The sequence below is a fragment of the Pseudarthrobacter sp. NamE5 genome (genome assembly GCF_005796225.1).
Taxonomy (GTDB): domain Bacteria; phylum Actinomycetota; class Actinomycetes; order Actinomycetales; family Micrococcaceae; genus Arthrobacter.
In genome coordinates, this window is the sequence record NZ_VAHO01000004.1 from 84,695 (window position 1) to 109,564 (window position 24,870).

Sequence of the window (24,870 nt, forward strand, 5' to 3'; positions counted from 1 at the left end):
CGGATAGTCCCTTCAACCCCGGACAGCTTGCGAGAGGCTGCCGGCCAAGTCGCCCACGGGAAAGACTTCCAGGGAGGGCAGCCCCAGCCACTCGGCCATGAGCCGGAGTTCCGCGGCGAGTTCGACGGCGGTGTCAGGGGGCGCTCCGGGTTCGGCGTAGGCAGATCTGGCCAGGAGTCTTCCTCCCTGGCGGTCCGCCTTCAGGTCTACCCGCGCCACGATCCTGTCGCGGAGAAGGAATGGGAGGACGTAGTACCCGTAGCGCCTTTTGTGCTCCGGCGTATAGATCTCGATACGGTAGTGGAAGCCGAACAATTCCTCGAGCCGCCGGCGTTCGAAGACCAGGGAATCGAAGGGGCTCAGCAGGGCACGGCCGGTCGCACGGCGGGGCAGCCTTGCCTCCACGTGTCGGAACACATCACGGTTCCAGCCCCGGACAGTCACCCGTTCCAGCTTGCCCAGCTGCAGGAGATGTTCGACGGCGGCCGCAGCGGCTTTGGCAGGTGTGCGGAAGTAGTCAGCGAAACACCGTACGGTCCCTATGCCATGCGCGCGGGCAGCAGCTTCGATGAGGCGGTGCATCGCTTCTGCAGGGTCGGCGGCGGCAGTTCCCGGTGGAGGAATGTCTGGCAGCACTTTGGCTGTCAGCGTGTACCTGCGCTCGAACTGCTCGGTGCGCGACGCCGCTGAGACCATGCCCTCCTCGAAAAGGTGTTCCAGGACCCTCTTCACGGCGTTCCAGTTCCAGCCCCAGTTCACCGTCTTTTTCTCCTCGACGTGGCCCATCCTGGCGGTCAGTTCGGCTGCGGTCAGGGGCCTGGAGTGTGCAAGGGTATCGAGGATTTGCCTGGCGATGGCAGCACGAAGGCCGGGGTCCATCCGGGACGCGCCCACCCACGACCTTTTCTGCCACAGAAGGAGGTCCGGATAATGTTCCGGCCTGATGTAGCTCGCCTCATGGGCCCAGTACTCCACCATGCGCCGCGGATGGACTGCGGTCATCCGCTGGAGGATGGTCCGGTCGTAGTTCCCCAGCCGCGAGTAGAAGGGAAGGAGGTGGCTTCGGGAGACGACGTTGACGGAATCGATCTGGACGAGCTGGATTTGGGCAAAGGTTCGGCCCACCGTCCGTGATGTCACGGGGCCGGCGGGCCGTCCTTTGTCGAGTCCCTGCGCTGCCAAAGCGATCCGCCGTGCCTGGTCCAGGCTCAGCGTCGCTGACACATCAGTCCTCTCTGTGGAAGGTGCTTACCACCTTAAGCGTTTGCCGCTGCGTCATCCGAACGGTATGCGATGACCTTTTCCTCCACCACGGTGTCACCTGGTTCGCACTCGTGGTCCAGGGTGATGACTCCATAGGTCCAGCCACGGCGACGGTACACGACCGATGGCGTGTTGGTGGCTTTGTCAACGAAGAGGTAGAAGTCGTGGCCGACGAGTTCCATGTTGTCCACGGCGTCGTCAAGGGAAATGGAAGCGGCGGGAAAGACCTTGCGCCGGATCAGGACCGGCGAATTACCGGCGGGGATGTCATTTTCGACATCGTAGGGAGACTTTTCTTCCGGGGCGGCCACGGCCTCGTTCCGGTGGCTTGCCTCCATGTAAAGCGGTTCATGTGCACTTGCGGGTTCGAGGGCGGCGGTCGCTTCGCGGACGGCCTTAGGTGTGTGCCGTCCGTGATGGACCTTCTTGCGGTCTTTGGCACGCCGGAGACGTTCAAGCAGTTTGTTGTAGGCGAGGTCGAATGCGGCGAACTTGTCAGCGGCACTTGCTTCGGCGCGGATCACGGGTCCCCGGCCCAGTACTGTCACCTCAACGGTCAGCTGATCGCCGGTCTGCCGGGCATTGGTCTCCTTGGAGACTTTCGCATCGACCCGCTGGACCTTGTCTCCAAGCGACTCGATCTTAGAAATTTTTTCCCCGGCGTATTCGCGGAACCGGTCTGAAACTGTCAGATTTCGTCCGCTGATCATAAACTCCATGGTGCCCTCCAAATGACTTCGGTGACACGACGGCGGCGCTTCCCTGGGCCGATCTGCCTGACAGTCGAGCCCCTCTCCGAGCCGCCATCGAAAGGTACATTCTGTTCTTGGTACCCACCACCGACGTTAGTTCATAGGCACCGGTTATTCATCCTTTCCCGGTTTATTTTTTTCTAAGTCATGGTGCCTGCCGCGGGCCTGCGCGGATGCGGCTGCTCCACCCTCGGGATCGGGCGGGCGTGTCGCCGCCAGGACCACAGCGCCCTCCACACGGGCCCCTGCCCTGTCCAGTACGCGGGCTGCCTCGGCAAGAGTGGCGCCGGTGGTCAGGACGTCGTCGACGATGATGCAGCGGCGTCCGGCGACCTTGCCCTGGCTTCGCCGGCGCATCCGCATGGACCCGCGCACACGCTTCGCCCGCGCGCCCCGGCCAAGGCCTTTTTGGCCTCCCGGCAACTGCAGGGCGGAACCGCCGGCCTTGGCAAGGACATCCTCCACGGCCAGTCCCGGCAGATGACGGCGTGCGCCGGCCAAGAGCAAATGAACAGGACTGAAGCCGCGGGTCAGGTAGGCCTTCGTACTGGTGGGGACGGGGACAATGCACATCCCGTCGAAGTCCTCCGTGGCCGCCCGGACCGCCCCGGCAAGCGCCCGGCCCAGGCTTCTCTTCAGCTGATGCTGGCCGTGTCTCTTGAAGGAAAGCAGCGCCTGGGCGAGCTCTTCCCGGTAGACACCGGCGGCCACCGCCGGAAGAAGCACCCTTCCCTCCACACCCATCAGTGCAGGGGCTCCGCTCTCTGCCCTGAACGGTGCAGCCGTGAGGCGCCGCATAAGGCGGGCGCAGGTGATGCAGAGTGCCCGGTCTTCTGCGCCGCAGCACACGCAGTCAACCGGGACGGCGAGGCAAAGGAGGTCGGCCGCCGCTGCCTCAAGCTGGTCGAAGAAGCGGAGGAACGCACTGCCGTGTTCCGAGCGGTGCCTTCCGGACCAATGGCGGGGCGGGTCAAGGTCAGGGTCGTCCATGGGGTGGAGCTTGCCGCCGGGTGCAGTCCTGCTGGTCACGCCTTTAATCGTCTGCTGCCCGCGGCTGCTGCACAGCGGGCAGTTGCCCTATGTGCACAGCAGCGGGAGTCCCGCCAGGACTGAAGTCACCCATGGGAATTCCTGCCGTCCCCAAGGGACCGTCCTTAGCCGGGAAACGAAGGATCGACCGGCCCCTTGATCTGGGGTGACCACCCGTTGCCCAGGCGCTGAAAAACGCCCTCTGCGGATTGGGCGTAAATCTCTTCAGCTCCGTTGCCCGCGCTCAGCGCCACCAGACCGGGCCATGGCGCCAGTTGCTGAGGTTGCGCGGAGGTAAGTGACAGCAACTCAGGGGTGACATTCGATGCCGGTGCCCCCTTCATCACTGCGATGGTTGTGTCATTGACCCATGCGCCCTGGTCGGGGTTGCCGTCGGTTGCAAGGGTGATGGGTGGCGTCAGCTCGCGCGGTGTTCCATCACCAGCCCTGATAATCCCGGTCACCTGGACCCGCGTGCTGCCGTTCTGCTCCGATATGACCAGGGCACGGACCCCCTCCCTGGAAATCCTGAACTCCTTGACCGTCCGTCCAGCCAGCCAGGCAGGCGAGAGGGTTACCGCGGGCACGGAGGCGCCTTCGGCAATCCCGGCCGGACGGAAGGCCACCACTTCGGTGCCGCCCGCGGCTCCCCGTCCGGCAGACCATACCCATTCGTTGAGCCCGAAGGAGGGCCTGCTCAGGACACTCCGCGTGGTGAGCGCCCTGGCCGGCTGCCCTGGACTGATGCTGTAGAGCGTGGTACGGCTGTCATTGAGGAAGGCGGCAGTCTGCGAAACCGGGGATTCTGCCGGGAGCCTCGGGGTGAGGGAGGACACGGGCTGCATGTCCGGCAGCGGGGAAACCCTGTTGTTCTCATACCGCACCAGCTCGTTGCCGCTGACGGCAATCTGGCGGGACGGCACGCTCTTGTCCTGCACCGGCGGCAGCACGGACCCGTTGTCCTCCACCCGCACCAGGTCCTGGTCGGCACGGAGTTCGACATTGACGACGTCGGGCTGGCTGCGGAACGTCAGCGTCAACTGCATCTGCATCCGCAGGCGGTCTTCCGGGGACGTTTCCATCAACTCTCTGGCCGTCAGGTCCACCTGGGCCGCCCCCGACACGACGGGAACGGACTCCCGCGCCAGCCTGATGCCGGAGGGGAAGGCACTGGCCACCGCGCCCCGAAGGTAGGGTGCGGGTCCGGCCAGCAGCGCGCTGGTCATTGCTTTGACCGTTTTGTTCCTGATGAACCAGCGGACGTCCGGGACAGCGAACGTGAAGGTGGGATCGTAGAAGTAGATCGGGTAGGCCCCGTAGATCACCTTGAACGTTTCCTCGGCGATGGCGGTGCCGTTGGGAACGGCGGAAATGCGCCATTCCCCATCCACCTGGGTGACGGTCACCGGTATGTTCTCGATGGTTCCCTTGGGCGATTGGGTGGCAATGCCATCGGCGTCCACCGTATACGCGACGTCGAGCTCATAGTTGTAGACGTTTTCGGTTTCTGTGGCCACCACCCGCGCCTCCCGGTACACAAGGGCACGCTGGTCGGGTTTCCACGCCACTGAAGTGGCCTGCGTCAGGTACTGGCGCGCAACAGCGTAGTCGTCCTCGTAGCCGCTGCCGGCACGGTAGAAGTAGTCGATGATGGTTTCCGGTGAGGCGCCGGGCTGGGGCGCTGCCGGCAGGAACACGGGTGCGCTCAGGTTTCCCGCACTGCCCTCGCTGCTCTTGCCCACCGGGCCGGAGGTTGGAATGCGCGCACAGCCGGCCATCAGGACAAGCACAAGGACCAACAATGAAGCAGTGAGCCTGGCCTTTTTCCGTTGCTGGCGCAGGCGGCCGGCATGGCCCATTACGTTCCTTCCCTTGGCGCAGGCACCGGCGCGGGGGCAGGCAGCGGACTGCCAGCTCCGGGACCGGTTCCCAAAACCAGCATGTTCCTGTTGCCAGGCTCGCCCGGAAGGACAATGTCCTCCGGCTCCAGCTGCACCGGTGATTTGTCGATCTCTTCGCCTTGCCGAAGCGGCAACGTCAGCCGGAAGTTCGCGCCGCTGCCCTTCTTGCCCCAGGCCTGCAGCCATCCGTTGTGCAGCTTCGTGTCTTCCATGGCGATGGACAAACCAAGGCCGCTTCCGCCGGTGGTGCGGGCGCGTGCAGGATCTGCCCGCCAGAATCTGTCAAAGACGCGTGCCGCTTCAGCCGGCGCCATGCCAATGCCATGGTCCCTGACGGCCACCCCGACGGCGGTCCGGCTCGCTGCCACGGTGATATTCACGGGTTTCCCTTCTCCATGTTCCACTGCATTCAGGATCAGATTGCGCAGGATCCTGTCGATGCGGCGGGCATCCATGTCCACAATGATGGGGCCCTTCGGCGCGGTCAGGACGATTATTGAACCATATTGCTCCGCCACGGGTGCCGCGCCCTCCAAGACATGGACGATGACCTGGAGGATGTCCTCCGGCTCGGCGTCCAGCACCGCCACGCCTGCGTCGAAGCGTGAGATTTCGAGCAGGTCTGACAGCAGTGACTGGAAGCGTTCCACCTGGTGGTAGAGCAGCTCGGCTGACCGCTTGTTGATGGGGTCAAAGTCCTCGCGTGCTTCATAGAGGACCTCTGCTGCCATCCGGACGGTAGTCAGGGGCGTCCGCAGTTCATGCGAGACGTCGGAGACAAACCGTTGCTGCATCTGAGAGAGGGTAGCCAGCTGGGTGATCTGTTCCTGCAGGCTCGCAGCCATGTGGTTGAAGGAAGCCCCCAGGCGTGCCACCTCGTCTTCTCCCCGGACCACCATCCGCTCCTGCAGCTGGCCCGCAGCGAGTTTCTCCGAAACCATCGCGGCGTGGCTCACCGGACTGACCACGTTCCGGGTGACGTACCACGCGACGGCGCCGATCAGCAGCACCAGCACCGCTCCGCCGGCCCAGAGCACGCTTTGGATTTCATCCAGCGTCTGCTGCGCGGTATTGAGGTCGTAGATCAGGTACAGCTCATATACGGTGCCGTTGAAGGTCACTTTGTTGCCTACCGCAATGCCCGGGCGGTCCTCGGTCCCTACTGGAATGACCGTGGACGCCCAGTACTGATCCTTTCCGGACTCCTGTACGGCCTTGCGGAGTTCAGGCGGGATGACGCTGACAGTGAGCTGGTCCGATGCCCGGGACTCCACCCACCGGTTCCGCGGCTTGGTCTGTTCCGGCATGGCCTCGAAGACATACCGGCGCTGGATTACCGAGCCGCGTCCCTCCACGGCGTTGAGGGTGTCGTAGACCAGGGTGATCACACTGGACTGATCGGTGACCTGGGCACCGTCGAACGTGTCCTGGACCTGCTTGACGTTGTAGCGGGTCTCCGATTCCGCCTGGGTCAGCCGCTCCTGGAAAAGGTTGTTGGCGATCTGGTTCGACAGGTAGGCGCCCACCACGGCGAACGAGGTGACGGCGAGGAGGAGCGTGGTGAGGACAGTGCGGAACTGCAGGGACCGGCGCCACCGCTGGTGAACGGACCGCTCGATGTAGCGGAGGGCAGGAAGGAAACGGCGGAAGCCGGTGGCCACCAGCCGTGCAACGCGGAGGCTGACGATCAAAGCCCGGCGCTGCCAGAGATGGGCGCGGAACGCGACGCGCCTCAGCCCTGGGCTGATGGCGTCAGTATGTTCCGGAGCAGGGGGCGGACCGCCGTGCGGGCCGGCAGCATCCCCGGCAGCCGGGTGGCTCGCGGGACTGGGTGCGCCCGGGCCGGGTGCACCGTCTTTCGCCGCGGGATCAGGCCCCTGCTTTGTAGCCGACACCACGCACCGTCAATACGACTTCCGGAGCTTCCGGATCCTGCTCGATCTTGGAACGAAGGCGCTGGACATGGACGTTGACAAGGCGGGTGTCAGCGGCATGGCGGTAGCCCCAGACCTGCTCGAGCAACAGCTCACGCGTGAACACCTGCCATGGCTTGCGTGCCAGGGCAACCAGGAGGTCAAACTCCAGTGGCGTCAGGGAAATGCGCTCGTTACCCCGGCTTACCGTGTGCCCCGCGACATCAATGGTGATGTCACCGATGCGCAGCGTCTCGGGAGCCTTCTGTTCGCCGGGCCGGAGCCGGGCACGCACCCGGGCCACCAGCTCTGCCGGCTTGAAGGGCTTGGGCACGTAGTCGTCGGCGCCGGATTCAAGCCCGCGAACGACGTCGGACGTGTCCGCCTTGGCGGTAAGCATGACGATCGGCACATCCGACTCCCCGCGGATCTGGCGGCAGACCTCGATGCCGTCCACGCCCGGAAGCATGAGGTCAAGCAGCACAAGGTCCGGCCGCGATGACCGGAATACGTCAAGCGCCTGGGCGCCGTCAGCGCAAAACACCGGCTCGAAGCCGTCATTGCGGAGAACAATTCCAATCATTTCGGCCAGCGCTTCGTCATCATCTACCACCAGAATGCGTGCCTTCATAGTTATATATTCCCTTATCAGGATGGCTTTGTCCTGTTCAGCGCCCTCCGGCACGGCGGGGCGCTAGGATGCCCGACGCCGGAACTATAGGCTGGAGCAACGCCGCACGTTCCCGGCGCCCCACCGCAGCGTGCGGCACGGGCGCCGCGTCCGGGGGCGGACTGCTACGGGGGAAGGAACAGGGTGTCAGAACAGGATTCGGACGGCCACGCGGCAAAGGATCGGCGCCAGGCGGGCGGGGAGCAAGTGCCGCTGTCACATCACCCCCACGCGCAGCAACCGCCCTTGGAGCAGCCCCCGTGGCAGCAGCCGGAACCGCAGCAGCCCCAAGGCCAGCAGCCGTGGGGTCCGCCGGCATGGGGTCCGCCGTCCTGGCAGCAGCAGTCCTGGGGCCAGCCAGGAAGCCAAAACCCGGACACGCAACATACCCCGCACACGGGTGCACACGTTCCCGGCTCCCAGTCTCCCGGGACTTCGTATGCCAACGCACCGCACTTCGGCCACCAGCGGCCCGGCTACCCCTACGCATATCCGAACCAGGGCTCCCCCTACGGCCAGCAGCGCTATGCAGCACCCCCGAAGCCCGGCATTGTTCCCCTGCGCCCCCTGATGTTCGGGGAGATCATGGACGGTTCCTTCCAAACGATCCGCCGGAACGCCAAGGCCATGCTCGGTGCCTCCCTGTTGGCCCAGTCCTTGGCCGCAATTCTCACCGCTGTCCTGACTGCCGTTGCCGCAACCTCCATGGTTTCCATCGAGGCCTGGGCGGACAGCGCCAGCGCCGCTGACCTCTCCGCGCTCGGCCTCGGGTTCGTGGCGGCCATCCTGCTTGTCACAGTGTTGACCGTCTTCCTTGCGTCGGTGCTGCAGGGCGCCATGGTGGTGCCGGTGGCGCGTTCCATCCTGAACCGGCCGACGGGTTTCCGGCAGATGTGGGCCCTGGCGCGTCCGCGGGCCGGGGCACTGATCCGGCTGGCTGCCCTGCTGATGGCCGCAGTCCTGCTCGCAGCCGCCGTTCCTGCAGCTTTGGCCGTCGCGCTGATCGCCGGCACGGAAGGGGCAGGCATCCTGCTGCTCATCCCACTGTTCCTGGGATGCGTTGCCTTATACATCTGGATCTACATCAAACTGCTCGTGGCCCCTGCGGCAGTCGTCGTCGAGGAACTTGGAGCCCTGCACGCACTGCGCCGGTCTTGGGAACTGACCCAGACCAACTGGTGGCGGATCTTCGGGATTACCGTGGTGGTGGGCATCATGGTGGGCATCGTCAGCCAGGTGGTCATGATTCCCGTCAGCATGCTGCCTCCGCTGCTGGCCGACGTGGTTTCCCCTCACGGCGGCAGTGAGCAGGCAGTCGGCGTCGCTGTTGCGGTAGCCATCATCACCGCACTTCTCGGGGCACTTGCAGGCGCGCTGGGCTACGCCTTCCAGACTTCCGTTATGGCGCTGATCTACATGGACCTGCGGATGCGGAAGGACGGGCTGGACATTTCGCTGCTCCGCCTGATGGAATCGGGCGCGGATCCGGAGGGCATTCCGGGGCGCGGCCGGGTGATGCACAGGCCGGGATGGGATCCCGGTACCGGACCCGCGGCAGGGGCCTGGCCGGGTGGCCGCTGAACCTCCGGTGCTGCCCGGCGCAGAGGAAGCCCGGCGCTGGGCAGCGGAGGAACTTGCGAAACCGGAGTACCGCGAAGCAGCCCCAAGCTGGCTTCAGTCGCTCTGGGAAGACTTCGCGGACTGGCTCCAGTCCCTGGAAGGCCCGGCGGAGGCCGGAAGCACACTGCCGAGCCCTGTCATCGGCATCGTGATCGCCGTGGTGATTGCGGCAGCAGTGATCATCGCCAAACCGCGGTTGAATCCGAAGGCGCGGCAGCCACAAGAGGTATTCGACCCCGACAGCGCCCTGACTCCCGGCGACTACAGGCGGCGCGCCGAAGGTTCCGCCGTGGCCGGCAAGTGGGGGGATGCCGTCGTCGACCGTTTCCGTGCCCTGGTCCGCTCCGCGGAAGACCGCACCATCCTGGATGCGCAACCGGGCCGGACGGCGGATGAGGTGGCGCGCGATCTTGCAATCCCGTTCAGCGGCGAAGGACAGCGGCTGCACAGGGCCGCCGCGACTTTTGACGCCGTCCGTTATGGCAACTGGTCCGCAGGCCCCGGCGACTACGACATGATGGCAACCCTGGACGCCGCCCTTGAGGCCCTCAAGCCGGTTCACAGCAGCGGCCAGCAGGAACTGGGGCAGGAGGAAGAGGGACACCAGGGAAAGGTCCCCTTCAATCCGGCGGCGCAGCCATGACGAGCGTCGCTGCGGCCGCCGCAACCCGGCCTGGCCCCCATCCGGACCAGGAACCCCGCCACGGAAAGAACCCGTTGGAGTGGCTCAGGCGGCACCGCGTCCATGCTGCCCTCTGTGCCGTCGTGGCCGCTGCCCTGGCGCTGGCCCTGTGGACGCAGTTCGCCCCGAAGGGTGACACCGTGCCGTTGTCCGTCAACAACGCAGGCCCCGAGGGTGCCCGGGCGGTCACGCAGGTCCTCGGCAGGCAAGGCGTGACTGTGCACGATGTCGGGGACTTTGAGGCGGCCATGGAGGCATTGCAGTCGGCACCCTCACCCACCCTCCTGCTGTATGACCGGAACGGTTTCCTCGATGAGCCCCGGCTCCTGTCGCTGATGGCTGCGGCGGAGCGGGTGGTGCTGGTGTCGCCCAGGCTGCAGACACTGGCCCCGCTGCTCACCGATATCCGGCAGGCTGGGGTGGTGCCGGACGCCTCCCCCGTCCTGGATCCCGGATGTTCCCTTCCGGACGCCGAAGCCGCCGGGCCCGTTTCCGGAGACTCCGGTTTCCTGTATGAGGGCGGGACGGCCTGCTACCGGCCTGGCAGTTCAGCCGCCGGCCTTCTGGCCGTCAGTGATAACGGCCTCCTGACCGTCCTGGGAAGCACTTCCGTCCTCGCCAATGGCCGGCTCGACGACCTCGGACATGCTGCGCTGGCCATCCGGACCCTCGGCTCCTCCCCGGACCTGGTCTGGTACCTCCCCACCCTGAAGGACCTGGACACTGCAGGTTCCCCCGGGACCCTTGATGACCTGGCCCCGGACTGGGTGCGCTTCCTCGGACCGTGGCTCATGCTCGTTGCCGTGGCTGCCGTGGTGTGGCGGGGCAGGAGGCTTGGGCCGCTGGTGTTTGAGCCTTTGCCGGTGGTGGTGAGGGCAGTGGAGACCGCAGAGGGGCGGGCCCGGCTCTATCACGATTCCCGGGCGCTGGACCAGGCCCGGGACAACCTCCGGGCCGGCGCCCTGGTCCGGCTCTCGGGGCACCTGCGGCTGGGGCCAGGTGCCACTGCTGACCAGGTGATCGACGCCGTTGCCAGGTTCCTGGATCAGCCCGCCGGGAGGATACGGGAACTTGTCGATGAACAACCCGGCACCGAGGCGAGGCTTGTGGCCTGGTCTCGTGAGCTGGACAACCTAGAGAAAGAAGTCAGAAGCCGATGAGCGAGCAAGGCAGCGGGCCCAGGGTGCTGGACCAGATGGATCATGATGCCGCCCGGCAGGCCCTTCTGGACGTGCGGCATGAGGTGGCGAAGGCCGTGGTGGGGCAGGACGCCACCGTTACCGGGCTCCTGATTGCGCTGCTGTCCCAGGGGCACGTGCTCCTGGAGGGCGTGCCGGGCGTTGCCAAGACGCTGCTGGTGCGGGCAATGTCGGCAGCGCTAAGCCTGGATACGAAGCGAGTCCAGTTCACCCCCGACCTGATGCCCGGTGACGTCACGGGTTCGCTGGTCTACGACTCGCATACCTCGGAGTTCACCTTCCGTGAGGGGCCGGTCTTCACCAATATCCTGCTGGCGGACGAGATTAACCGGACGCCGCCGAAAACCCAGGCGTCCCTGCTGGAGGCCATGGAGGAACGGCAGGTATCAGTGGACGGAGAGCCCCGGCCGCTGCCCGCGCCGTTCCTCGTTGCTGCCACGCAGAACCCGGTGGAGTATGAAGGCACCTATCCCCTGCCGGAGGCGCAGCTGGACCGGTTTCTGCTCAAGCTCACCATGCCGCTGCCGGGGCGCCAGGACGAGATGGAGGTGATCCGGCGGCATGCTGCCGGCTTTGATCCACGCGACCTCGAAGCTGCCGGTGTCCAGGCCGTGGCAGGCGCTGCAGAGCTGGCACGGGCGCGGCAGGCGGTAGCGTCGGTGGCTGTGGAGCCAGAGATCATCGCCTACATCGTTGACCTGGTGCGCGCTACCCGTTCTGCGCCCTCCTTCCTGCTGGGCGTTTCCCCCCGCGGTGCCACGGCCCTGCTAAATACGTCCAGGTCCTGGGCCTGGCTGTCCGGCCGCGGTTTTGTCACTCCAGATGACGTCAAAGCCCTGGCGCTCCCCTGCCTCCGGCACCGGGTGGCACTGCAGCCCGAGGCGCAGATGGATGGTGTACGGGTGGATGACGTACTGCGCAGTATCCTGGCCTCCGTGCCCGTTCCACGCTGATGGCCATCTCGGGCCGTTACGTGCTGCTGGTACTGCTGGGCGTGATGCCGGTCCTGCTGTTGCCCGGCTGGGGTACGGTGCTGCTGGTGGCCGCAGTACTCGCGGGACTGGCGGCGCTTGACCTGCTGCTGGCAGCCTCGCTGCGCCAGATCCACCTCACGCGCTCCGAACCCGGAAACGTCACCCTGCACTCGCCGGCCAATGCCGTGCTCACCGTTGTGAACGACGGCAGCCGCCGGCTCCGGGGTATTCTCCGCGATGCCTGGCAGCCCTCGGCCGGCGCGCAGAATTCGGTCCAGGAGATCGACGTCCCGCCAGCAGAAAGCCGCCGGGTGACAGTGCGGCTGCGGCCTGCGCGGCGGGGCGACCTCAGGGCCCCGCACGTCACCCTTCGGTCCTTTGGCCCCCTGCTGCTCGCAGCACGCCAGCGGACACTGGCGTGCCCCGGCTCGCTGCGTGTCCTCCCGCCGTTTCATTCCCGCCGGCACCTGCCCTCAAAGTTGCGGAAGCTGCGCGAGCTCGACGGCAAGGCTGCCGTCCAGATCCGTGGTGCCGGCACAGAATTCGACTCCCTGCGCGACTACGTCCGCGGTGACGACGTCCGGTCCATCGACTGGCGGGCGACGGCGCGGCGCTCGGCAGTAGTGGTGCGGACGTGGCGGCCTGAGCGCGACCGGCGGGTGGTCATGGTGCTGGACACCTCACGGACCTCGGCAGCAAGGATCGACGACGAAACCCGGCTCGATACCGGGATGGAAGCGGCGCTCCTGCTGGGCGTCCTTGCAGAGCGGGGCGGCGACCGGGTGGACTTCCTCGCCTTTGACCGGCGCACCCGTGCGAGGGCGGGATCTGCCGGGAAGGGGAACCTCCTGGGCCAACTGGTCCAGGCCATGGCCCCGCTCGAGGCCGAACTCATCGAGATGGACTGGCCGGCGGTCCCGGCTCAGGTCCGGGCCCTGTCCGCGCACCGCTCCCTGGTGGTGCTGCTGACATCGCTCGACGGCGGAGCGCCGGAGGAAGGCCTTCTTCCCGTCGCGGCGCAGCTGGCCCGTGAGCACGTGGTGGTGGTGGCCGCCGTCCGGGACCCGCAGCTGGGGACCATGCTGCAGGAACGGGACACCGCAGCGGGTGTGTTCCGTGCCGCGGCAGCGGAACGTGCACTCTTGCAGCGGGCCGCGATCAGCACGGAGCTGAGGCAGCACGGAGTGGAAGTGGTGGATGCCGAACCCCACCAGCTGCCCCCTCGGCTGGCCGACACGTACATCAGGCTCAAGGCTGCCGGTACATTGTGAGGTCAGAGCATCTGTTTCCGTTAATTTCCAGGAGGAGGCTTCCTTGAACCTTCCCATCTATCAGCAGGCCCTAGGCGCTGACTTCTCCCGGCTGCAGCCGGAACTGCAGGACTACTTTTCCCTGGTGCCGGGTTCCGGCCGTTACGGAGTGGGCGAAGGGACGTTTGACGTCGTCGGCTGCCGGCAGGAGTGGCTGCGCCCTTTGCTGCGGCTCACCAGCGGGGAGGAGGCGTTTTTTCCCGAGTACGGCGAAATTATTCCTTTCCGTATCGAGAACCACGCCCACCAGGACCCGCTTGGCCGGTCAAGCCTCACTGCCAGGCGGGAGATCCGCTTCCCCGGGCGCACCCGAATTTTCCAGGACACCACGAGTGTGACCCGCCGGAACGGAGGGCCCCAGCTGGTGGACTACGTGGGCAGGTACCGGCGGCTGGTCACGGACCTGAACCTCGGCGTCACTGCGGAGGGACGGCTCCGCGGCGTTTCGGAAGCCTCACGGCTGTTCCTTGGCCCGCTGCGCATTCCCTTGCCCGCCGCCCTGGACGCCAAAGCCTACGCCGAACAGTGGTGGGACCCTGCCGAAGGCACCGGGGGAAGGCACCGCATTCAGGTGAAGGTTATCCAGCCTCAGGTCGGCCTGGTGCTGGTATACGCCGGCAGCTTCGACTACAAGCTGCGACCCTACACGGGCGGAAGCTCCGCCCGGAGCTTCCTGCCGCGCTACGCCCAGCCGGAACGTTGGGAAAACCGGGTCTGACTCCGGTCACCCGGGACCCGGGTAAGGCCAACCCGCTTACCCCAGCGCCAGCTGGTTCAGCCCGTCCGCTACCTGGGTGAGCCGGCCCAGGACTGCCTTGGCCTCAGCCGGAGTGCGCCCGGCGAGTCCCCGGGACGGCGTAACCCGGACGGCACTGAGTGCTGTCCCGGAAAGACCCAGCTGCCGCCACGGACGCCATACCGCTTCAATGCAGTCGGCCACCTTGGGCAGCGTATCGCCTCCTGCATCCAGCGCGCCGATCCACAGTCGCTTGTCCGCTTCCACCGCACCGGCCAGCTGCTCCCACTGCCGGGTGGTCAGGGCCTGCAGGGGAACGGCAATGCCATCGGCGCCCGCGGCCAGGATCTGCTCGAAGGGTGCCTCGATTTCGGGCACGGCGATGACTACTTCCGCGGCGCCTGCGGATCGCAGGGCGTCCAGGACCACGCGCCATGCTTCGCGCGCTTCGGCAGCGGGCACGGCCCGCAGTGTGCGGTAACCACTGGACGTGGGGATGGTGCCGGCGAGCACCGAGGCGATGTCCGGCTCGTCGATCTGTACTGCCAGGCGGGCGCCTGGCACGGCGGCGGCAACGCGGGTGAGGTAATGCCCTACGCCAGCAGCCAGCGACTCGGCCAGGTCTCTGCGCGCCCCATAGTCGATGAGGGCCCGTTCCCCGCTGTGCAGGTGCAGGCCAGCGGCGAGGCTGAGCGGCCCCATGAGCTGCACCTTGACGTCAGCTGCCGGTTTTTCTTCGGCTCCGGCTACGTCCGCCAGGACATTGATGTCCGTGGCAAGGGCCGAGGCTGCGCGGCGGAAATCCTTTCCGGGCCGGTCAACCAGCCGCCAGCCGTACGGCTGGACGTCCACCGCCAGCTCCTCGAGGAGGCAGGCGGTCCGGCCCAGCGCGTCCGAGCCAACGCCCCGGTCCGGCAGTTCTGCCAGGAATGGCAGGTGGGGGCTGCCCAGTTCCCCCCGGATAATTTTCGCCGCTTCCAGCGGGTCTTCGCCCGGCCAGGGACCCAGCGCTGTTGCCGTTACTTCATGCGGCGGAGCCGGCTGCGGGGCGGAGGCGCCGCGATTCGTTTCGTGCTGCCTGGCCATGCTCACGCGAGGGCTGAGGCCTGCGGGTGCGGGCCCGGACCCGCCTGGTGGTCATCTGCGATGGCCTCATGATGCCTGATGACCTCACCGATGATAAAGTTGAGGAATTTTTCCGCAAAGGCAGGATCGAGGTGGGCATCCTCGGCGAGTCGCCGGAGCCTGGCGATCTGGGCGGCTTCGCGGCCGGGGTCGCCTGCGGGCAGTCGATGCGCGGCCTTGAGGAAGCCCACCTTCTGTGTGGCCTTGAAACGCTCGGCCAGGAGGTAGACCAGGGTGGCGTCGATGTTGTCGATGCTGGAGCGGATGGACAGCAGTTCAGCCATCACCGACTTGTCCACCTGGCCCGCCAGGGAGCTGGCGGAGGGGTCGTAGTCGTCGGAGCCGGGAGTGTGAGGGTTGTGCTGCGTCATGGTTCAAGTCTATGGGCAGGCACTGTGATGGATTTGTTGTTAAGCGCCGGTGCCGGCATCCGGCACCGGCGCTTACTGTCCTGCCAGTCAGATGCCCAGCAGCGCCCGGTGTTCCTCGCGCCGCCTCGACTGTTCCTGCGGGTCGGGTACAGGCAGTGATGCGATCAGGCGCCGGGTGTAGTCGTGCCGCGGGCTTCCCATCACCTGGTTGCCGATGCCCTGCTCCACCAGCCTGCCCTTGTACAGCACCCCTACCCAGGAGGAGAGCGTGTCCACCACGGCGAGGTCATGGCTGATGAAGAGGCAGCCGAAGCCGAACTCCTGCTGGATGTCCCGGAACAGGTCGAGGACCTTGGCCTGCACCGAAACGTCCAGTGCCGACGTCGGCTCATCCGCTATCAGCAGCCGCGGATTGAGGCTGAGGGCGCGTGCCAGGGAGGCGCGCTGGCGCTGGCCCCCGGACAGCTCGTGCGGGTACCGTCCCGCGTACGACGACGGCAGCTGGACTGATTCGAGCAGCTCACCAACGCGTTTGCGCGCTTGCGCCGGGCTTGGCTTTGTGTGGATGACCATGGGTTCGGCGATGCAGTCCCCGATGGTCAGCTGTGGGTTGAAGGATGCTGCCGGATCCTGGAACACGAAGCCGACGTCCTTCCTCAGCGGCTTGAACGTGCGTTCGCGCAGATTGAGCATTTCGTATCCCAGCACTTTGAGGCTGCCGCCCGTGGTCCGGTTAAGGCCGGCGATGGCGCGTCCGATGGTGGTTTTGCCGGAACCGGATTCGCCCACCAGCCCGAACACTTCACCCCTGGACAGGGTGAAGCTGACGCGGTCCACCGCCTTGAAGGCAGGCGTTCCCAACCTGCCGGGATACTCGATGGTCAGGTTGTTGGCCTCCACCAGGACCTCTTCATCCTGGTGGGCCCGGCTGGTCAGTCCCTCGGAGGCCGAGTGGTGGCCCAGGTGCGGAACCGCGGCGAGCAGCTTGCGGGTGTAATCCTGCCGGGGTTCGGCAAAAAGGGTGCGGGCCGGTGCCTCCTCCACCACGTCCCCCTGGTACATGACCACCACGCGGTCCGCCAGGTCTGCCACCACGCCCATATTGTGCGTGATCAGCACGATCGAGGTCCCGTACTTGTTGCGCAGGTTCCGCAGGAGTTCGAGGATTTCCGCCTGGACTGTGACATCCAGCGCAGTGGTGGGTTCATCCGCAACGATCAGGCCCGGATTCAGAGCCAGGGCTGCGGCGATGACCACCCGCTGCTTCTGTCCGCCCGAGAACTGGTGGGGGTAGTAATTGACCCGGCGTTCCGGATCGGGAATGCCTACCTTGCGAAGGGCTTCGACGGCCTGGGACTTCGCTTCCCTGGCGCTAATACGCTTCCCGCCGCTGCCGGCATGGGCGCGGATGCCTTCGGCGATCTGCCAGCCTACGGTGAACACCGGGTTCAGGGCGGTGGACGGCTCCTGGAAGACCATGGCGACGTCGCGGCCGCGGATGTGGCGCAGCCGCGCGGCGCTGACGCTTATGACGTCGGTCCCGTTGATTACCACTGCACCGGAACTGCTGGCCGTTTCCGGCAGCAGGCCCAGGATGGTCTTGGCGGTGACCGTCTTGCCGGAGCCGGACTCTCCCACGATCGCCAGCACTTCCCCCTTCCGGACCTGGAGGCTGACGTCCTTGACGGCTTGCACCGGGCCGCCGTCGGTGGCGAAATTGACCTGCAGGTGGTCGATGTCGAGGACCGGACTTCCGCCGTCGGACTCGTGGCGCGGCCCCGGGACGGCTCCGGACAAAGGATTTATGTTGACGGTCATGGATTCCTCACTTCTGCGGCGGTGGCCGCTGTCTCCACCGGTGCCGGGTTCTTGCCGCCGGTCCGCCTGCGGCCGCGGAGGCGCGGATCGTTCAGGTCGTTGATGCTCTCGCCCACCAGGGTCAGGCCCACCACGGTCAGCACGATGGCGAGGCCGGGGAACAGCCCCGTCCACCAGATGCCGGAAGTGGTGTCGGCGAGCGCCTTGTTCAGGTCAAAGCCCCATTCCGCGGCCGAGCTTGGCTCGATGCCGAACCCGAGGAAACCCAGCCCGGCCAGGGTCAGGATCGCCTCCGAAGCATTGAGCGTGAAGATCAGCGGCAGGGTTCGGGTGGCATTGCGGTAGATGTGGCGGGTCATGATCCGGATGTTGGAGGCTCCCACCACCTTGGCGGACTCGACGAACGGCTCGGCCTTAAGCCGGACTGTCTCCGCCCGGATTACCCGGAAGTACTGCGGAATGAAGACCAGAGTGATGGCTGTCCCCGCAGCGAAGATGCCGCCCACCAGGCTGGACTGGCCGCCGCTGATGACGATGGCCATGACAATGGCCACCAGCAGCGATGGAAAGGCGTAGACGGCATCGGCGATGACCACCAGGATCCGGTCGAGCCACCCGCCGATGTAGCCGCTGACCAGGCCCAGCACCACGCCGGCAACGATGGACATGGCCACGGCGACGACGATCACCAGGATGGCGGTCTGGGCACCCCAGATGACCCGGGACAGGACGTCGTAACCGCCAACGGTCGTCCCCAGCAGGTGCTTGCCGCCCGGGGCCTGCTGGGTGGGGAAGCTCCCGTCGGCGTCGGACAGCTGGGCGAAGCCGAAAGGTGCCAGCAGCGGGGCGAAAAGCGCCGTCAGGACAAAGGCGCCGGTAAGGACCAGGCCCGCCACCAGCATGCCGCGCTGGAGGCCCACGCTCTTGGTGAAATGTGAGATGACCGGCAGGCGCCGGTACAGCGGTTCCCGCGGATTTGCCACGGGGATGGGAACGTCGGTGGTGCTCATGGTCAGTACCTCACGCGGGGATCGATCAGCGCGGCGACGATGTCCACGATGAAGTTGGTCACGGCCACGATGATGGCGAGCAGCACCACGATGCCTTGGACAGCGACGAAGTCACGGGCGGTCAGGTAGTTGGCCAACTGGAATCCGAGGCCTTTCCATTCGAACGTCTTCTCGGTCAGTACGGCGCCGCCCAGCATCACCGCTATCTGCAGGCCCATCACCGTGATGATGGGAATGAGTGCGGGCTTGTAGGCGTGCTTGGTGACAAGCCGGTATTCACTCACACCCCTGGAACGGCCCGCTTCGATGTAGTCCCGGCCCAGCGTGCCAATCACGTTGGTCCGGACCAGGCGGAGGAAGATCCCGGCAGTCAGCAGGCCCAGGGCCACCGCGGGCAGGACGGCGTGCGCCAGGACGTCGCCGAGCGCGGCCATGTTGCCGCTCCGCAGTGCGTCCAGCCAGTAGATGCCCGTGGGCGCCTCGAGGGATGTCAGGGCAAGCTCACTGGAGGTCCTGGCCCTTCCCGCCACCGGCAGCCAGCCCAGCCAGACCGAGAAGGTCAGCTTCAGCAGCATGCCGGCAAAGAATACCGGGGTGGCGTAGCAGAGGATGGCGAACACCCGGAGGACGGCGTCAGGAGCCTTGTCCCGGCAGTGTGCGGCGACCATGCCCAGGGGTATGCCCACCAGGAGGGCAACCAGCAGTGCGTTGATGCTTAGTTCGAGCGTGGCCGAACCGTAGGTGCTGAGCATTTCGACGACGGCACGGTTGTCCGTGAGCGTGCGGCCGAAGTTTCCGGTTGCCAGCTGGCCGAGGTATTCGAAGTATTGCACCAGGAGCGGCCGGTCGTAGCCTGCGGCCTGGATCCGCTCCTGGAGCTGGTCCTCAGGCAGGCGACCGCCCATTGCCGCTGTGATGGGGTCTCCCGTGATCCTCATGAGGAAGAAGACCATGGTCACCAGGATGAAGATGGTGGGAAAGATCAGGAGGAATCGGATCAGGATGTACTGTCCCAGTCCGCCGCCGGTGGATTTTTTGGCGGCCGGAAGCAGGCCGTCCGCGTCGGTCGGTGGCGCGTCGATCAATGTAGTCATGGCTACCTCAGGTTGTCTTCACGGCACAGCTGCAAGCCTGCGCCGCGTCCCGGCCAGCACGTGGGGCGGGACGTGCGCACCAGGCTGCAGTGCACGCTGTCCCGCCCCACTTATGGCCGGAGCCGGATGGTCGGGCGACCTACTTGGACATCACTCCAAGGCGGGTCTTGAACGATGGGTCCAGGGTCTTTTCCACGCCCTGGACATCAGTTCCCGCCACCATCACCTGAGCGCCCTGCAGGAGCGGCAGTGTGGAGAGATCCTTGGCAACCGCTTCCTGTGCCTGGCCCAGCAGTTGGCTCCGCTCCGCCTTGTCCGTGGTCACCAGCTGCTTCTTCACGATGTCCGTCACGGCCGGGTTCTCGTAGTGGTTTCCAAGGAAGTTGCCCGGAATGAAGAACGGCGTCAGGTAGTTGTCCGCGTCGGAGTAGTCCGGGAACCAGCCGAGCTGGTACACCGGGTATGCGTCGGCCCTGCGCTCCTTGGTGTAGGTGGTCCATTCCGTGGACTTGAGGTCTACCGTGAAGAGGCCCGACTTCTCCAGCTGTTCCTTCACCAGGGCGTACTCATCCGCCGCGGATGTGCCGTACCGGTCCGTGTACTGCAGCTTAAGGTCAACCACAGAGTTGATAGCCGCGTCTGAGAGCACCTTCTTGGCCTTGTCCAGGCTGGGCTTGCCGCTGCCGTCACCATAGAGGCTTTTCAGGGGCTCCGCGGCCCCTTCAAACTCCTTCGGGACGTAGGAGTAGACCGGAGTGTAGGTGTTCTTGAAGACCTGGGAAGCGATGGCTTCGCGGTCCACCAGGTGCGCCACGGCCTGCCGGACGGCAAGCGCCTTGGCAGGGTCGGCCTCAGGAGTCTTGGCACCGAACGGCATGGTGTCGAAGTTGAACACCATGTAGCGCAGTTCCCCGCCCGGGCCCTTGTGGACCTTCACTTTGTCGTCGTTCTCGAGGTCGGCAACGTCGGTGGCCGTCAGGATGCGGCCGGCGACGTCAATGTTGCCCTGCTGCACGTCGAGCTTCAGGTTGTTGGCATCAGCGTAGTGCTTGAGGGTGGCACCGTCGTTCGAGGCTGCGCCCAGCATGCCCTGGTAGTCGGGGTTGGGCTTGAAGCTGACCAGTTCGTTCTTCTTGTAGCTCTCGATGGTGTACTGGCCGGCGAACGGTTTCGCGGCGACGATGGCGTCGTCGTCCATAATTTTGTCCGCCGGGAAGACTTCCTCGTCCACGATGGGCCCGGGGTTGGAGGCGAGGACGCCGGGAAACACCTGGTCGTTCGCGGCGACAAGGGTGAACACCACGGTGTTGGGGTCCGTTGCCTCGATTTTCTCCATGTTCGAGAGCAGGGATGCGGGGCCGTTGGGGTCGTCGATTGCCTTGACGCGGTTGAAGGAGAAGACGACGTCGGAGGAGTCCAGGGTGTTGCCGTTGGCGAATTTCAGGCCCGGTTTCAGTTTCACGGTGTATTCGGTGGGGCTGGTGAAGGACGCGGACTCGGCGATGTCCGGGGTGGCGTCGGCAGTCCCGGGCTTGTAGTTAAGCAGGAACGGGTAGATCTGGTTCATCACCATGAAGGACCCGCCGTCGTAGGATCCGGCGGGGTCGAGGGTGACCACTTTGTCCGTGGTGCCGTAGGTTATGGCACCGCCCCCCGCCTCCCCGGTGGTGGTTCCGCCGCCGCCTGCGGGGCCCGTGCAGGCAGTCAGTGCGAGGGCGGAGATGCCTGCCAGCGCGATAGCGCCGTGCAGGGCTTTGTTGCTCTTCGTCATCTGTGAACTTTCTGTTCGATGAGGGCGCGCCCCCCGACCGCTGATGGGTGCGTATGCTCAGGCGGGAAGCGCGCGGTGCTGATGCCTAGATTCAATCAGAGAGTCAACACTCAAAGCGGGCCATTTTGTGAGTTGAGACACAAAATTTACTTCGGTGCCGAGCAGCCCCCTTATGGATTGACGGCAAGGAACCTCGTACAACAGCGGCATCAATAAAAAGCACCGCCCCGGCGGAACCGGGGCGGTGCTTGCAAAGTCTTTCCTGGGGCCGGATCAGAGCTCGGCGCGCTGGAGCGAGCGGGCGGCGTCGATGGTCGCCTGGCCCAGCACACGGCTGCCCTGGTACAGGACAACCGTCTGTCCCGGAGCTACTCCCCGCAACGGGGTGGCGAGCCGGACCACCAGCTGGCTGCCGCCGTTGTCTGCGGCCGGTTCCATGCGGGCCGTAGCGGGGACAGGATCACCGTGGGCCCTGACCTGGGCGTGGCATTCGAACTCCTCGCCGGTAACCACCTCGGCTATGGGAAGGCCTGCCCATGACACCTTGATGCCCCGGATTTCGTCGATTGCCAGCAACGCCTCAGGGCCCACCACCACTTTGTTCTCCTTCGGCCGGATCTCCAGCACGAACCGGGGCTTGCCGTCAGCCGCTGGCGTGCCAAGCTTCAGCCCGCGGCGCTGGCCAACGGTGAAAGCGTTGGCACCGGGATGCTCACCCACCTTCCTGCCGGTTTCATCCACGATGTCCCCGGTGGCCATGTCGATCTTTTCAGCCAGCCAGCCGGCAGTGTCGCCGTCCGGAATGAAACAGATGTCATGGCTGTCGGGCTTGTTGGCCACCGAAAGGCCGCGCCGTTCTGCCTCAGCGCGCACTTCCGCCTTTGAGGGCGTGTCAGCCAGCGGGAACATGCTGTGCTTGAGCTGTTCGTGGGTAAGGACACCCAGGACGTAGCTCTGGTCCTTGGCCCAGTCGGCGGCCCGGTGGAGTTCGCGGTTGCCGTCGGCGTCCTCGATCACCTTTGCGTAGTGGCCGGTGCACACTGCGTCAAAGCCCAAAGCGATGGCCTTTTCCAGCAGTGCCGCGAACTTGATCCGCTCGTTGCACCTCATGCAGGGGTTGGGCGTGCGGCCGGCTGCGTACTCATCAATGAAGTCCTGGACGACGTCTTCCTTGAACCGCTCGGAGAAATCCCAGACGTAGTAGGGAATGCCCAGGACGTCGCAGGCACGCCAGGCGTCACGGGAGTCTTCGATGGTGCAGCAGCCCCGGCTTCCGGTGCGGAGCGTGCCGGGCATGCGTGACAGGGCCAGGTGGACGCCGACGACGTCATGTCCCGCCTCCACGGCGCGGGCGGCGGCAACGGCGGAGTCGACTCCGCCGCTCATGGCTGCTAGAACTCGCATGGTTGCTTTCTGTTGGGAGAGCTTCGGCCCAGTGGCCGGGAAAGTAGTACGGACCGCCCGGTTGGTTCTCCCGGAAACGATCCTCGCCTATCTATTCTACGGCCTCATGTAAAGCCGCCCGCAGCAGCCCGGCGGTCAGCTGCCGGCCTGGGCGTGCCGGGCGATGGTGCCTGCAGTCTGGATCGAAGACTCGCGCCCGGCCATGCCTGCCTGCCGCGCCCGTGCATAGGCGTCCGGCAGCGCAGCCAGCAACGCATCGACGTCGGCCTCCACTGAGGCGTGCCCCAACGTGAACCGCTGCGCTCCGCGTGCGGTGTCCTCGTCCAGGCCCATGGCCAGCAGCACGTGGGAAGGCCGCGGCACGCCCGCGGTGCAGGCCGATCCGGTGGACGATTCCACGCCTGCGAGGTCGAGGAGGAACAACAGTGAGTCCCCTTCGCAGCCAGGAAAGGTGAAGTGTGCGTTGCCGGGGAGCCTGCCGTTCCCGGGGGCACCGCGGAGGACAGCTTCCGGGATCAGTTCATGGACGCCGGCGATCAGGCGGTCGCGAAGCGCGGCAATTCGTGCAGACTCCGTTCCCAGGGTGGCCGTGACTTTTTCGGCTGCCGCCGCGAAGGCAGCAATGGAGGCCGTGTCAAGCGTGCCGGAGCGGACGTCCCGCTCCTGGCCTCCGCCGTGCTGGACGGGAGTCAGTTTCACCGCCCGCCCCAGCAGGAGGGCACCAACCCCTACCGGTCCGCCGATCTTGTGGCCGGAGATGGACATGGCGTCCAGCCCGGAGGCCTTGAAATCCACCGGGAGGGAACCGAATGCCTGGACAGCATCCGAGTGCACGGGGACGCCTGCAGCGTGGGCCAGCTCCACGATCCTGCCGATGGGCTGGATGGTGCCGACTTCGTTGTTGGCCCACATCACGGTGACCAGGGCGATTGTATCCGGCTCGCGGGACAGTTCCGCTTGGAGGGCGGCAAGGTCCAGCACGCCGTCGGCATCGACGGAAAGCCAGGTAACCTCCGCGCCCTCGTGGCGCTCCAGCCACTCCACGGTGTCCAGCACGGCATGGTGTTCGACGGCGGAGCAGAGGATGCGGCGCCGGGCGGGGTTCTCCCCCACCCGGGACCAATACAGTCCCTTGACGGCCAGGTTGTCCGATTCGGTGCCGCCCGAGGTGAAAATGACCTCGGAGGGATGGGCACCTGCCGCGGCTGCGACGGTCTCCCGCGCATCTTCCACGCTGCGACGGGCCCGGCGGCCGGATCCGTGCAGGGATGAGGGGTTGCCGGTCCGGGCAAGTTCACGCGTCAGCGCGGCCAGGGCTTCCGCTGAAAGCGGGGTGGTGGCTGCATGATCGAGGTAAACGGGCACCCCCCAATTCTAGCTGTCCAGCCTCCACGAAGGGGCCGGCCGCTAGTTCGACGGCGGGAGCACAGGGAGGAAACGGGCCACGTCGGCGCGGGCCGCAGCCAGGGCGTCGGGGCCCGGGCATGAGACGGAAACATAGATGGAGGAACCGGCCGCGGCGAAAAGCCGGGCCAGCACGGCGGTTGCCCTGCCTGCCGGCGGGGCTGCCTGTTCCGCTGCCTGCTCCAGGGCCAGCACCTCCACTTTGCGCCCCGGGCCTTCCGAATCCCCGCCGGCTTGCCCGCCCCTCCCCCAGCGCAGCGTCTCCGTCTTCAGGTAGGCGGGCAGGATGGATGGATCGAGGTACTGGAAAAGCGCGACGGTCGATTCGCGGTCATCACCCCGGATGAGGGCATCCTGGTTGGTGCTCCCCCTGGCTGCCACCACGCACCCGTCCGCCTTCGCATACCGGCTTTCCCCGGCCACGTCGCGGCTGAGGATTTTCCACCCGGGAGCCTCCTCCAGCCCGCCCGAAAGGCCTACGGGCACACCTGGAGCAAGGGTGCCGCCGGCAGCGAAGGGAAGGTCCTGCGCCGCCACTGCCTCTGCGTCATGCCCCGGGGTTATGGTGGGCGTGGCCAGGCCGGCAGGGGTGGTGGCTGCAGGTTCCGGAGCCGTGGGGTCCGGTACGCCAATGCTGCAGCCGCCCACCAGCAGAGAGCCCAGTGCGGCCGCCGCCACCTGCAGGGTCCGCCGCCTGTCCCTAAAGGCCGTTCCCGCCGTCGTGCGCATTCTGCTTCCTCCCGCGCCGCATCTGCTGCAGCCGGTGCGGCCGCGCAGGCACGAGTCTAGAGGTTTGGCACACGGCGACGATGCACAGAGCCGGG

General features: G+C 66.1%; 21 protein-coding genes. 6 read left to right on the forward strand and 15 right to left on the reverse strand.

Features of this window, described 5'->3' with window-relative positions:
• Positions 1-12: 12 nt before the first annotated feature.
• The 6 genes from FDW84_RS07015 to mtrA form a co-directional block, all read right to left on the reverse strand.
• Positions 13-1,224, reverse strand: a complete 1,212-nt coding sequence (locus FDW84_RS07015) for a winged helix-turn-helix domain-containing protein (RefSeq protein WP_138607923.1) — start codon at positions 1,222-1,224, stop codon at positions 13-15.
• A 32-nt stretch (positions 1,225-1,256) separates the two neighbouring features.
• Positions 1,257-1,982: a ribosome hibernation-promoting factor, HPF/YfiA family gene (gene hpf / locus FDW84_RS07020; protein ID WP_138132153.1), complete on the reverse strand. Its 726-nt coding sequence runs from the start codon at positions 1,980-1,982 to the stop codon at positions 1,257-1,259.
• A gap of 144 nt (positions 1,983-2,126) precedes the next feature.
• Positions 2,127-3,053 (reverse strand): ComF family protein, encoded by a 927-nt coding sequence (locus FDW84_RS07025; protein WP_371419146.1) that lies wholly within the window; start codon positions 3,051-3,053, stop codon positions 2,127-2,129.
• A gap of 116 nt (positions 3,054-3,169) precedes the next feature.
• The gene (locus tag FDW84_RS07030) at positions 3,170-4,903 is read right to left on the reverse strand and encodes an LpqB family beta-propeller domain-containing protein (protein WP_138607925.1); all 1,734 of its coding nucleotides are present in this window, start codon (positions 4,901-4,903) and stop codon (positions 3,170-3,172) included.
• Complete coding sequence (gene mtrB, locus FDW84_RS07035) at positions 4,903-6,843, reverse strand: MtrAB system histidine kinase MtrB (RefSeq protein ID WP_240721419.1); 1,941 nt, start codon at positions 6,841-6,843, stop codon at positions 4,903-4,905. Before mtrB ends, FDW84_RS07030 begins: the two co-directional genes overlap by 1 nt.
• A complete protein-coding gene (gene mtrA, locus FDW84_RS07040; RefSeq protein WP_138132144.1) occupies positions 6,815-7,489 on the reverse strand; it encodes an MtrAB system response regulator MtrA in 675 nt (224 codons plus the stop codon). The genes mtrB and mtrA overlap by 29 nt, the downstream gene beginning before the upstream one ends.
• Before the next feature lie 183 nt (positions 7,490-7,672).
• On the opposite strand from mtrA, the gene FDW84_RS07045 reads away from it, so the two are divergent.
• Genes FDW84_RS07045 through FDW84_RS07070 form a run of 6 tightly spaced genes read left to right on the forward strand, consistent with a single transcriptional unit; the run spans position 7,673 to position 14,031 of the window.
• Positions 7,673-9,109, forward strand: coding sequence for a DUF7847 domain-containing protein (locus FDW84_RS07045; RefSeq protein WP_240721420.1), 1,437 nt, complete (start codon positions 7,673-7,675; stop codon positions 9,107-9,109).
• Positions 9,099-9,791, forward strand: coding sequence for a DUF4129 domain-containing protein (locus FDW84_RS07050; RefSeq protein WP_138607927.1), 693 nt, complete (start codon positions 9,099-9,101; stop codon positions 9,789-9,791). The genes FDW84_RS07045 and FDW84_RS07050 overlap by 11 nt, the downstream gene beginning before the upstream one ends.
• On the forward strand, positions 9,788-10,990 hold the full coding sequence (locus FDW84_RS07055) for a DUF4350 domain-containing protein (RefSeq protein WP_240721421.1): 1,203 nt from the start codon (positions 9,788-9,790) through the stop codon (positions 10,988-10,990). Before FDW84_RS07050 ends, FDW84_RS07055 begins: the two co-directional genes overlap by 4 nt.
• Entirely contained in the window at positions 10,987-11,982 is a 996-nt protein-coding gene (locus FDW84_RS07060) for an AAA family ATPase (RefSeq protein WP_138607929.1), read from the forward strand. Before FDW84_RS07055 ends, FDW84_RS07060 begins: the two co-directional genes overlap by 4 nt.
• Positions 11,982-13,274, forward strand: a complete 1,293-nt coding sequence (locus tag FDW84_RS07065) for a DUF58 domain-containing protein (RefSeq protein WP_138607931.1) — start codon at positions 11,982-11,984, stop codon at positions 13,272-13,274. The genes FDW84_RS07060 and FDW84_RS07065 overlap by 1 nt, the downstream gene beginning before the upstream one ends.
• 43 nt (positions 13,275-13,317) lie before the next feature.
• Complete coding sequence (locus FDW84_RS07070; protein WP_138607933.1) at positions 13,318-14,031, forward strand: DUF4166 domain-containing protein; 714 nt, start codon at positions 13,318-13,320, stop codon at positions 14,029-14,031.
• Between the two features lie 36 nt (positions 14,032-14,067).
• Here FDW84_RS07070 and FDW84_RS07075 read toward each other — a convergent pair whose 3' ends face one another.
• The 9 genes from FDW84_RS07075 to FDW84_RS07115 form a co-directional block, all read right to left on the reverse strand.
• Entirely contained in the window at positions 14,068-15,135 is a 1,068-nt protein-coding gene (locus FDW84_RS07075; RefSeq protein ID WP_171046706.1) for a uroporphyrinogen decarboxylase/cobalamine-independent methonine synthase family protein, read from the reverse strand.
• A gap of 2 nt (positions 15,136-15,137) precedes the next feature.
• A complete protein-coding gene (locus FDW84_RS07080; RefSeq protein ID WP_138607935.1) occupies positions 15,138-15,545 on the reverse strand; it encodes a chorismate mutase in 408 nt (135 codons plus the stop codon).
• An 87-nt stretch (positions 15,546-15,632) separates the two neighbouring features.
• A complete protein-coding gene (locus FDW84_RS07085) occupies positions 15,633-17,363 on the reverse strand; it encodes an ABC transporter ATP-binding protein (RefSeq protein WP_240721422.1) in 1,731 nt (576 codons plus the stop codon).
• The gene (locus FDW84_RS07090; protein ID WP_138607937.1) at positions 17,360-18,373 is read right to left on the reverse strand and encodes an ABC transporter permease; all 1,014 of its coding nucleotides are present in this window, start codon (positions 18,371-18,373) and stop codon (positions 17,360-17,362) included. Before FDW84_RS07090 ends, FDW84_RS07085 begins: the two co-directional genes overlap by 4 nt.
• Positions 18,374-18,375: 2 nt before the next feature.
• Positions 18,376-19,467, reverse strand: coding sequence for an ABC transporter permease (locus FDW84_RS07095; protein ID WP_138607939.1), 1,092 nt, complete (start codon positions 19,465-19,467; stop codon positions 18,376-18,378).
• Positions 19,468-19,606: 139 nt separating this feature from the next.
• Entirely contained in the window at positions 19,607-21,238 is a 1,632-nt protein-coding gene (locus FDW84_RS07100) for an ABC transporter substrate-binding protein (protein WP_138607941.1), read from the reverse strand.
• A 273-nt stretch (positions 21,239-21,511) separates the two neighbouring features.
• Positions 21,512-22,642 (reverse strand): tRNA 2-thiouridine(34) synthase MnmA, encoded by a 1,131-nt coding sequence (mnmA, locus tag FDW84_RS07105; protein ID WP_138607943.1) that lies wholly within the window; start codon positions 22,640-22,642, stop codon positions 21,512-21,514.
• Positions 22,643-22,777: 135 nt separating this feature from the next.
• Positions 22,778-24,007: a cysteine desulfurase family protein gene (locus FDW84_RS07110; protein WP_138607945.1), complete on the reverse strand. Its 1,230-nt coding sequence runs from the start codon at positions 24,005-24,007 to the stop codon at positions 22,778-22,780.
• 42 nt (positions 24,008-24,049) lie between these two features.
• Positions 24,050-24,775, reverse strand: coding sequence for a hypothetical protein (locus FDW84_RS07115; protein WP_138607947.1), 726 nt, complete (start codon positions 24,773-24,775; stop codon positions 24,050-24,052).
• Positions 24,776-24,870: the final 95 nt, after the last annotated feature.

What these genes read in the sequence shown, in the direction of transcription:
- hpf (WP_138132153.1), bottom strand. Translation starts at nt 1,982, where the DNA reads ATGGAGTTTATGATCAGCGGACGAAATCTGACAGTTTCAGACCGGTTC.
- FDW84_RS07080 (WP_138607935.1), bottom strand. Translation starts at nt 15,545, where the DNA reads ATGACGCAGCACAACCCTCACACTCCCGGCTCCGACGACTACGACCCC.
- mnmA (WP_138607943.1), bottom strand. Translation starts at nt 22,642, where the DNA reads ATGCGAGTTCTAGCAGCCATGAGCGGCGGAGTCGACTCCGCCGTTGCC.
- FDW84_RS07090 (WP_138607937.1), bottom strand. Translation starts at nt 18,373, where the DNA reads ATGAGCACCACCGACGTTCCCATCCCCGTGGCAAATCCGCGGGAACCG.
- mtrA (WP_138132144.1), bottom strand. Translation starts at nt 7,489, where the DNA reads ATGAAGGCACGCATTCTGGTGGTAGATGATGACGAAGCGCTGGCCGAA.
- FDW84_RS07100 (WP_138607941.1), bottom strand. Translation starts at nt 21,238, where the DNA reads ATGACGAAGAGCAACAAAGCCCTGCACGGCGCTATCGCGCTGGCAGGC.
- FDW84_RS07065 (WP_138607931.1), top strand. Translation starts at nt 11,982, where the DNA reads ATGGCCATCTCGGGCCGTTACGTGCTGCTGGTACTGCTGGGCGTGATG.
- FDW84_RS07085 (WP_240721422.1), bottom strand. Translation starts at nt 17,363, where the DNA reads ATGACCGTCAACATAAATCCTTTGTCCGGAGCCGTCCCGGGGCCGCGC.
- FDW84_RS07030 (WP_138607925.1), bottom strand. Translation starts at nt 4,903, where the DNA reads ATGGGCCATGCCGGCCGCCTGCGCCAGCAACGGAAAAAGGCCAGGCTC.
- FDW84_RS07095 (WP_138607939.1), bottom strand. Translation starts at nt 19,467, where the DNA reads ATGACTACATTGATCGACGCGCCACCGACCGACGCGGACGGCCTGCTT.
- FDW84_RS07055 (WP_240721421.1), top strand. Translation starts at nt 9,788, where the DNA reads ATGACGAGCGTCGCTGCGGCCGCCGCAACCCGGCCTGGCCCCCATCCG.
- FDW84_RS07115 (WP_138607947.1), bottom strand. Translation starts at nt 24,775, where the DNA reads ATGCGCACGACGGCGGGAACGGCCTTTAGGGACAGGCGGCGGACCCTG.
- FDW84_RS07075 (WP_171046706.1), bottom strand. Translation starts at nt 15,135, where the DNA reads ATGGCCAGGCAGCACGAAACGAATCGCGGCGCCTCCGCCCCGCAGCCG.
- FDW84_RS07060 (WP_138607929.1), top strand. Translation starts at nt 10,987, where the DNA reads ATGAGCGAGCAAGGCAGCGGGCCCAGGGTGCTGGACCAGATGGATCAT.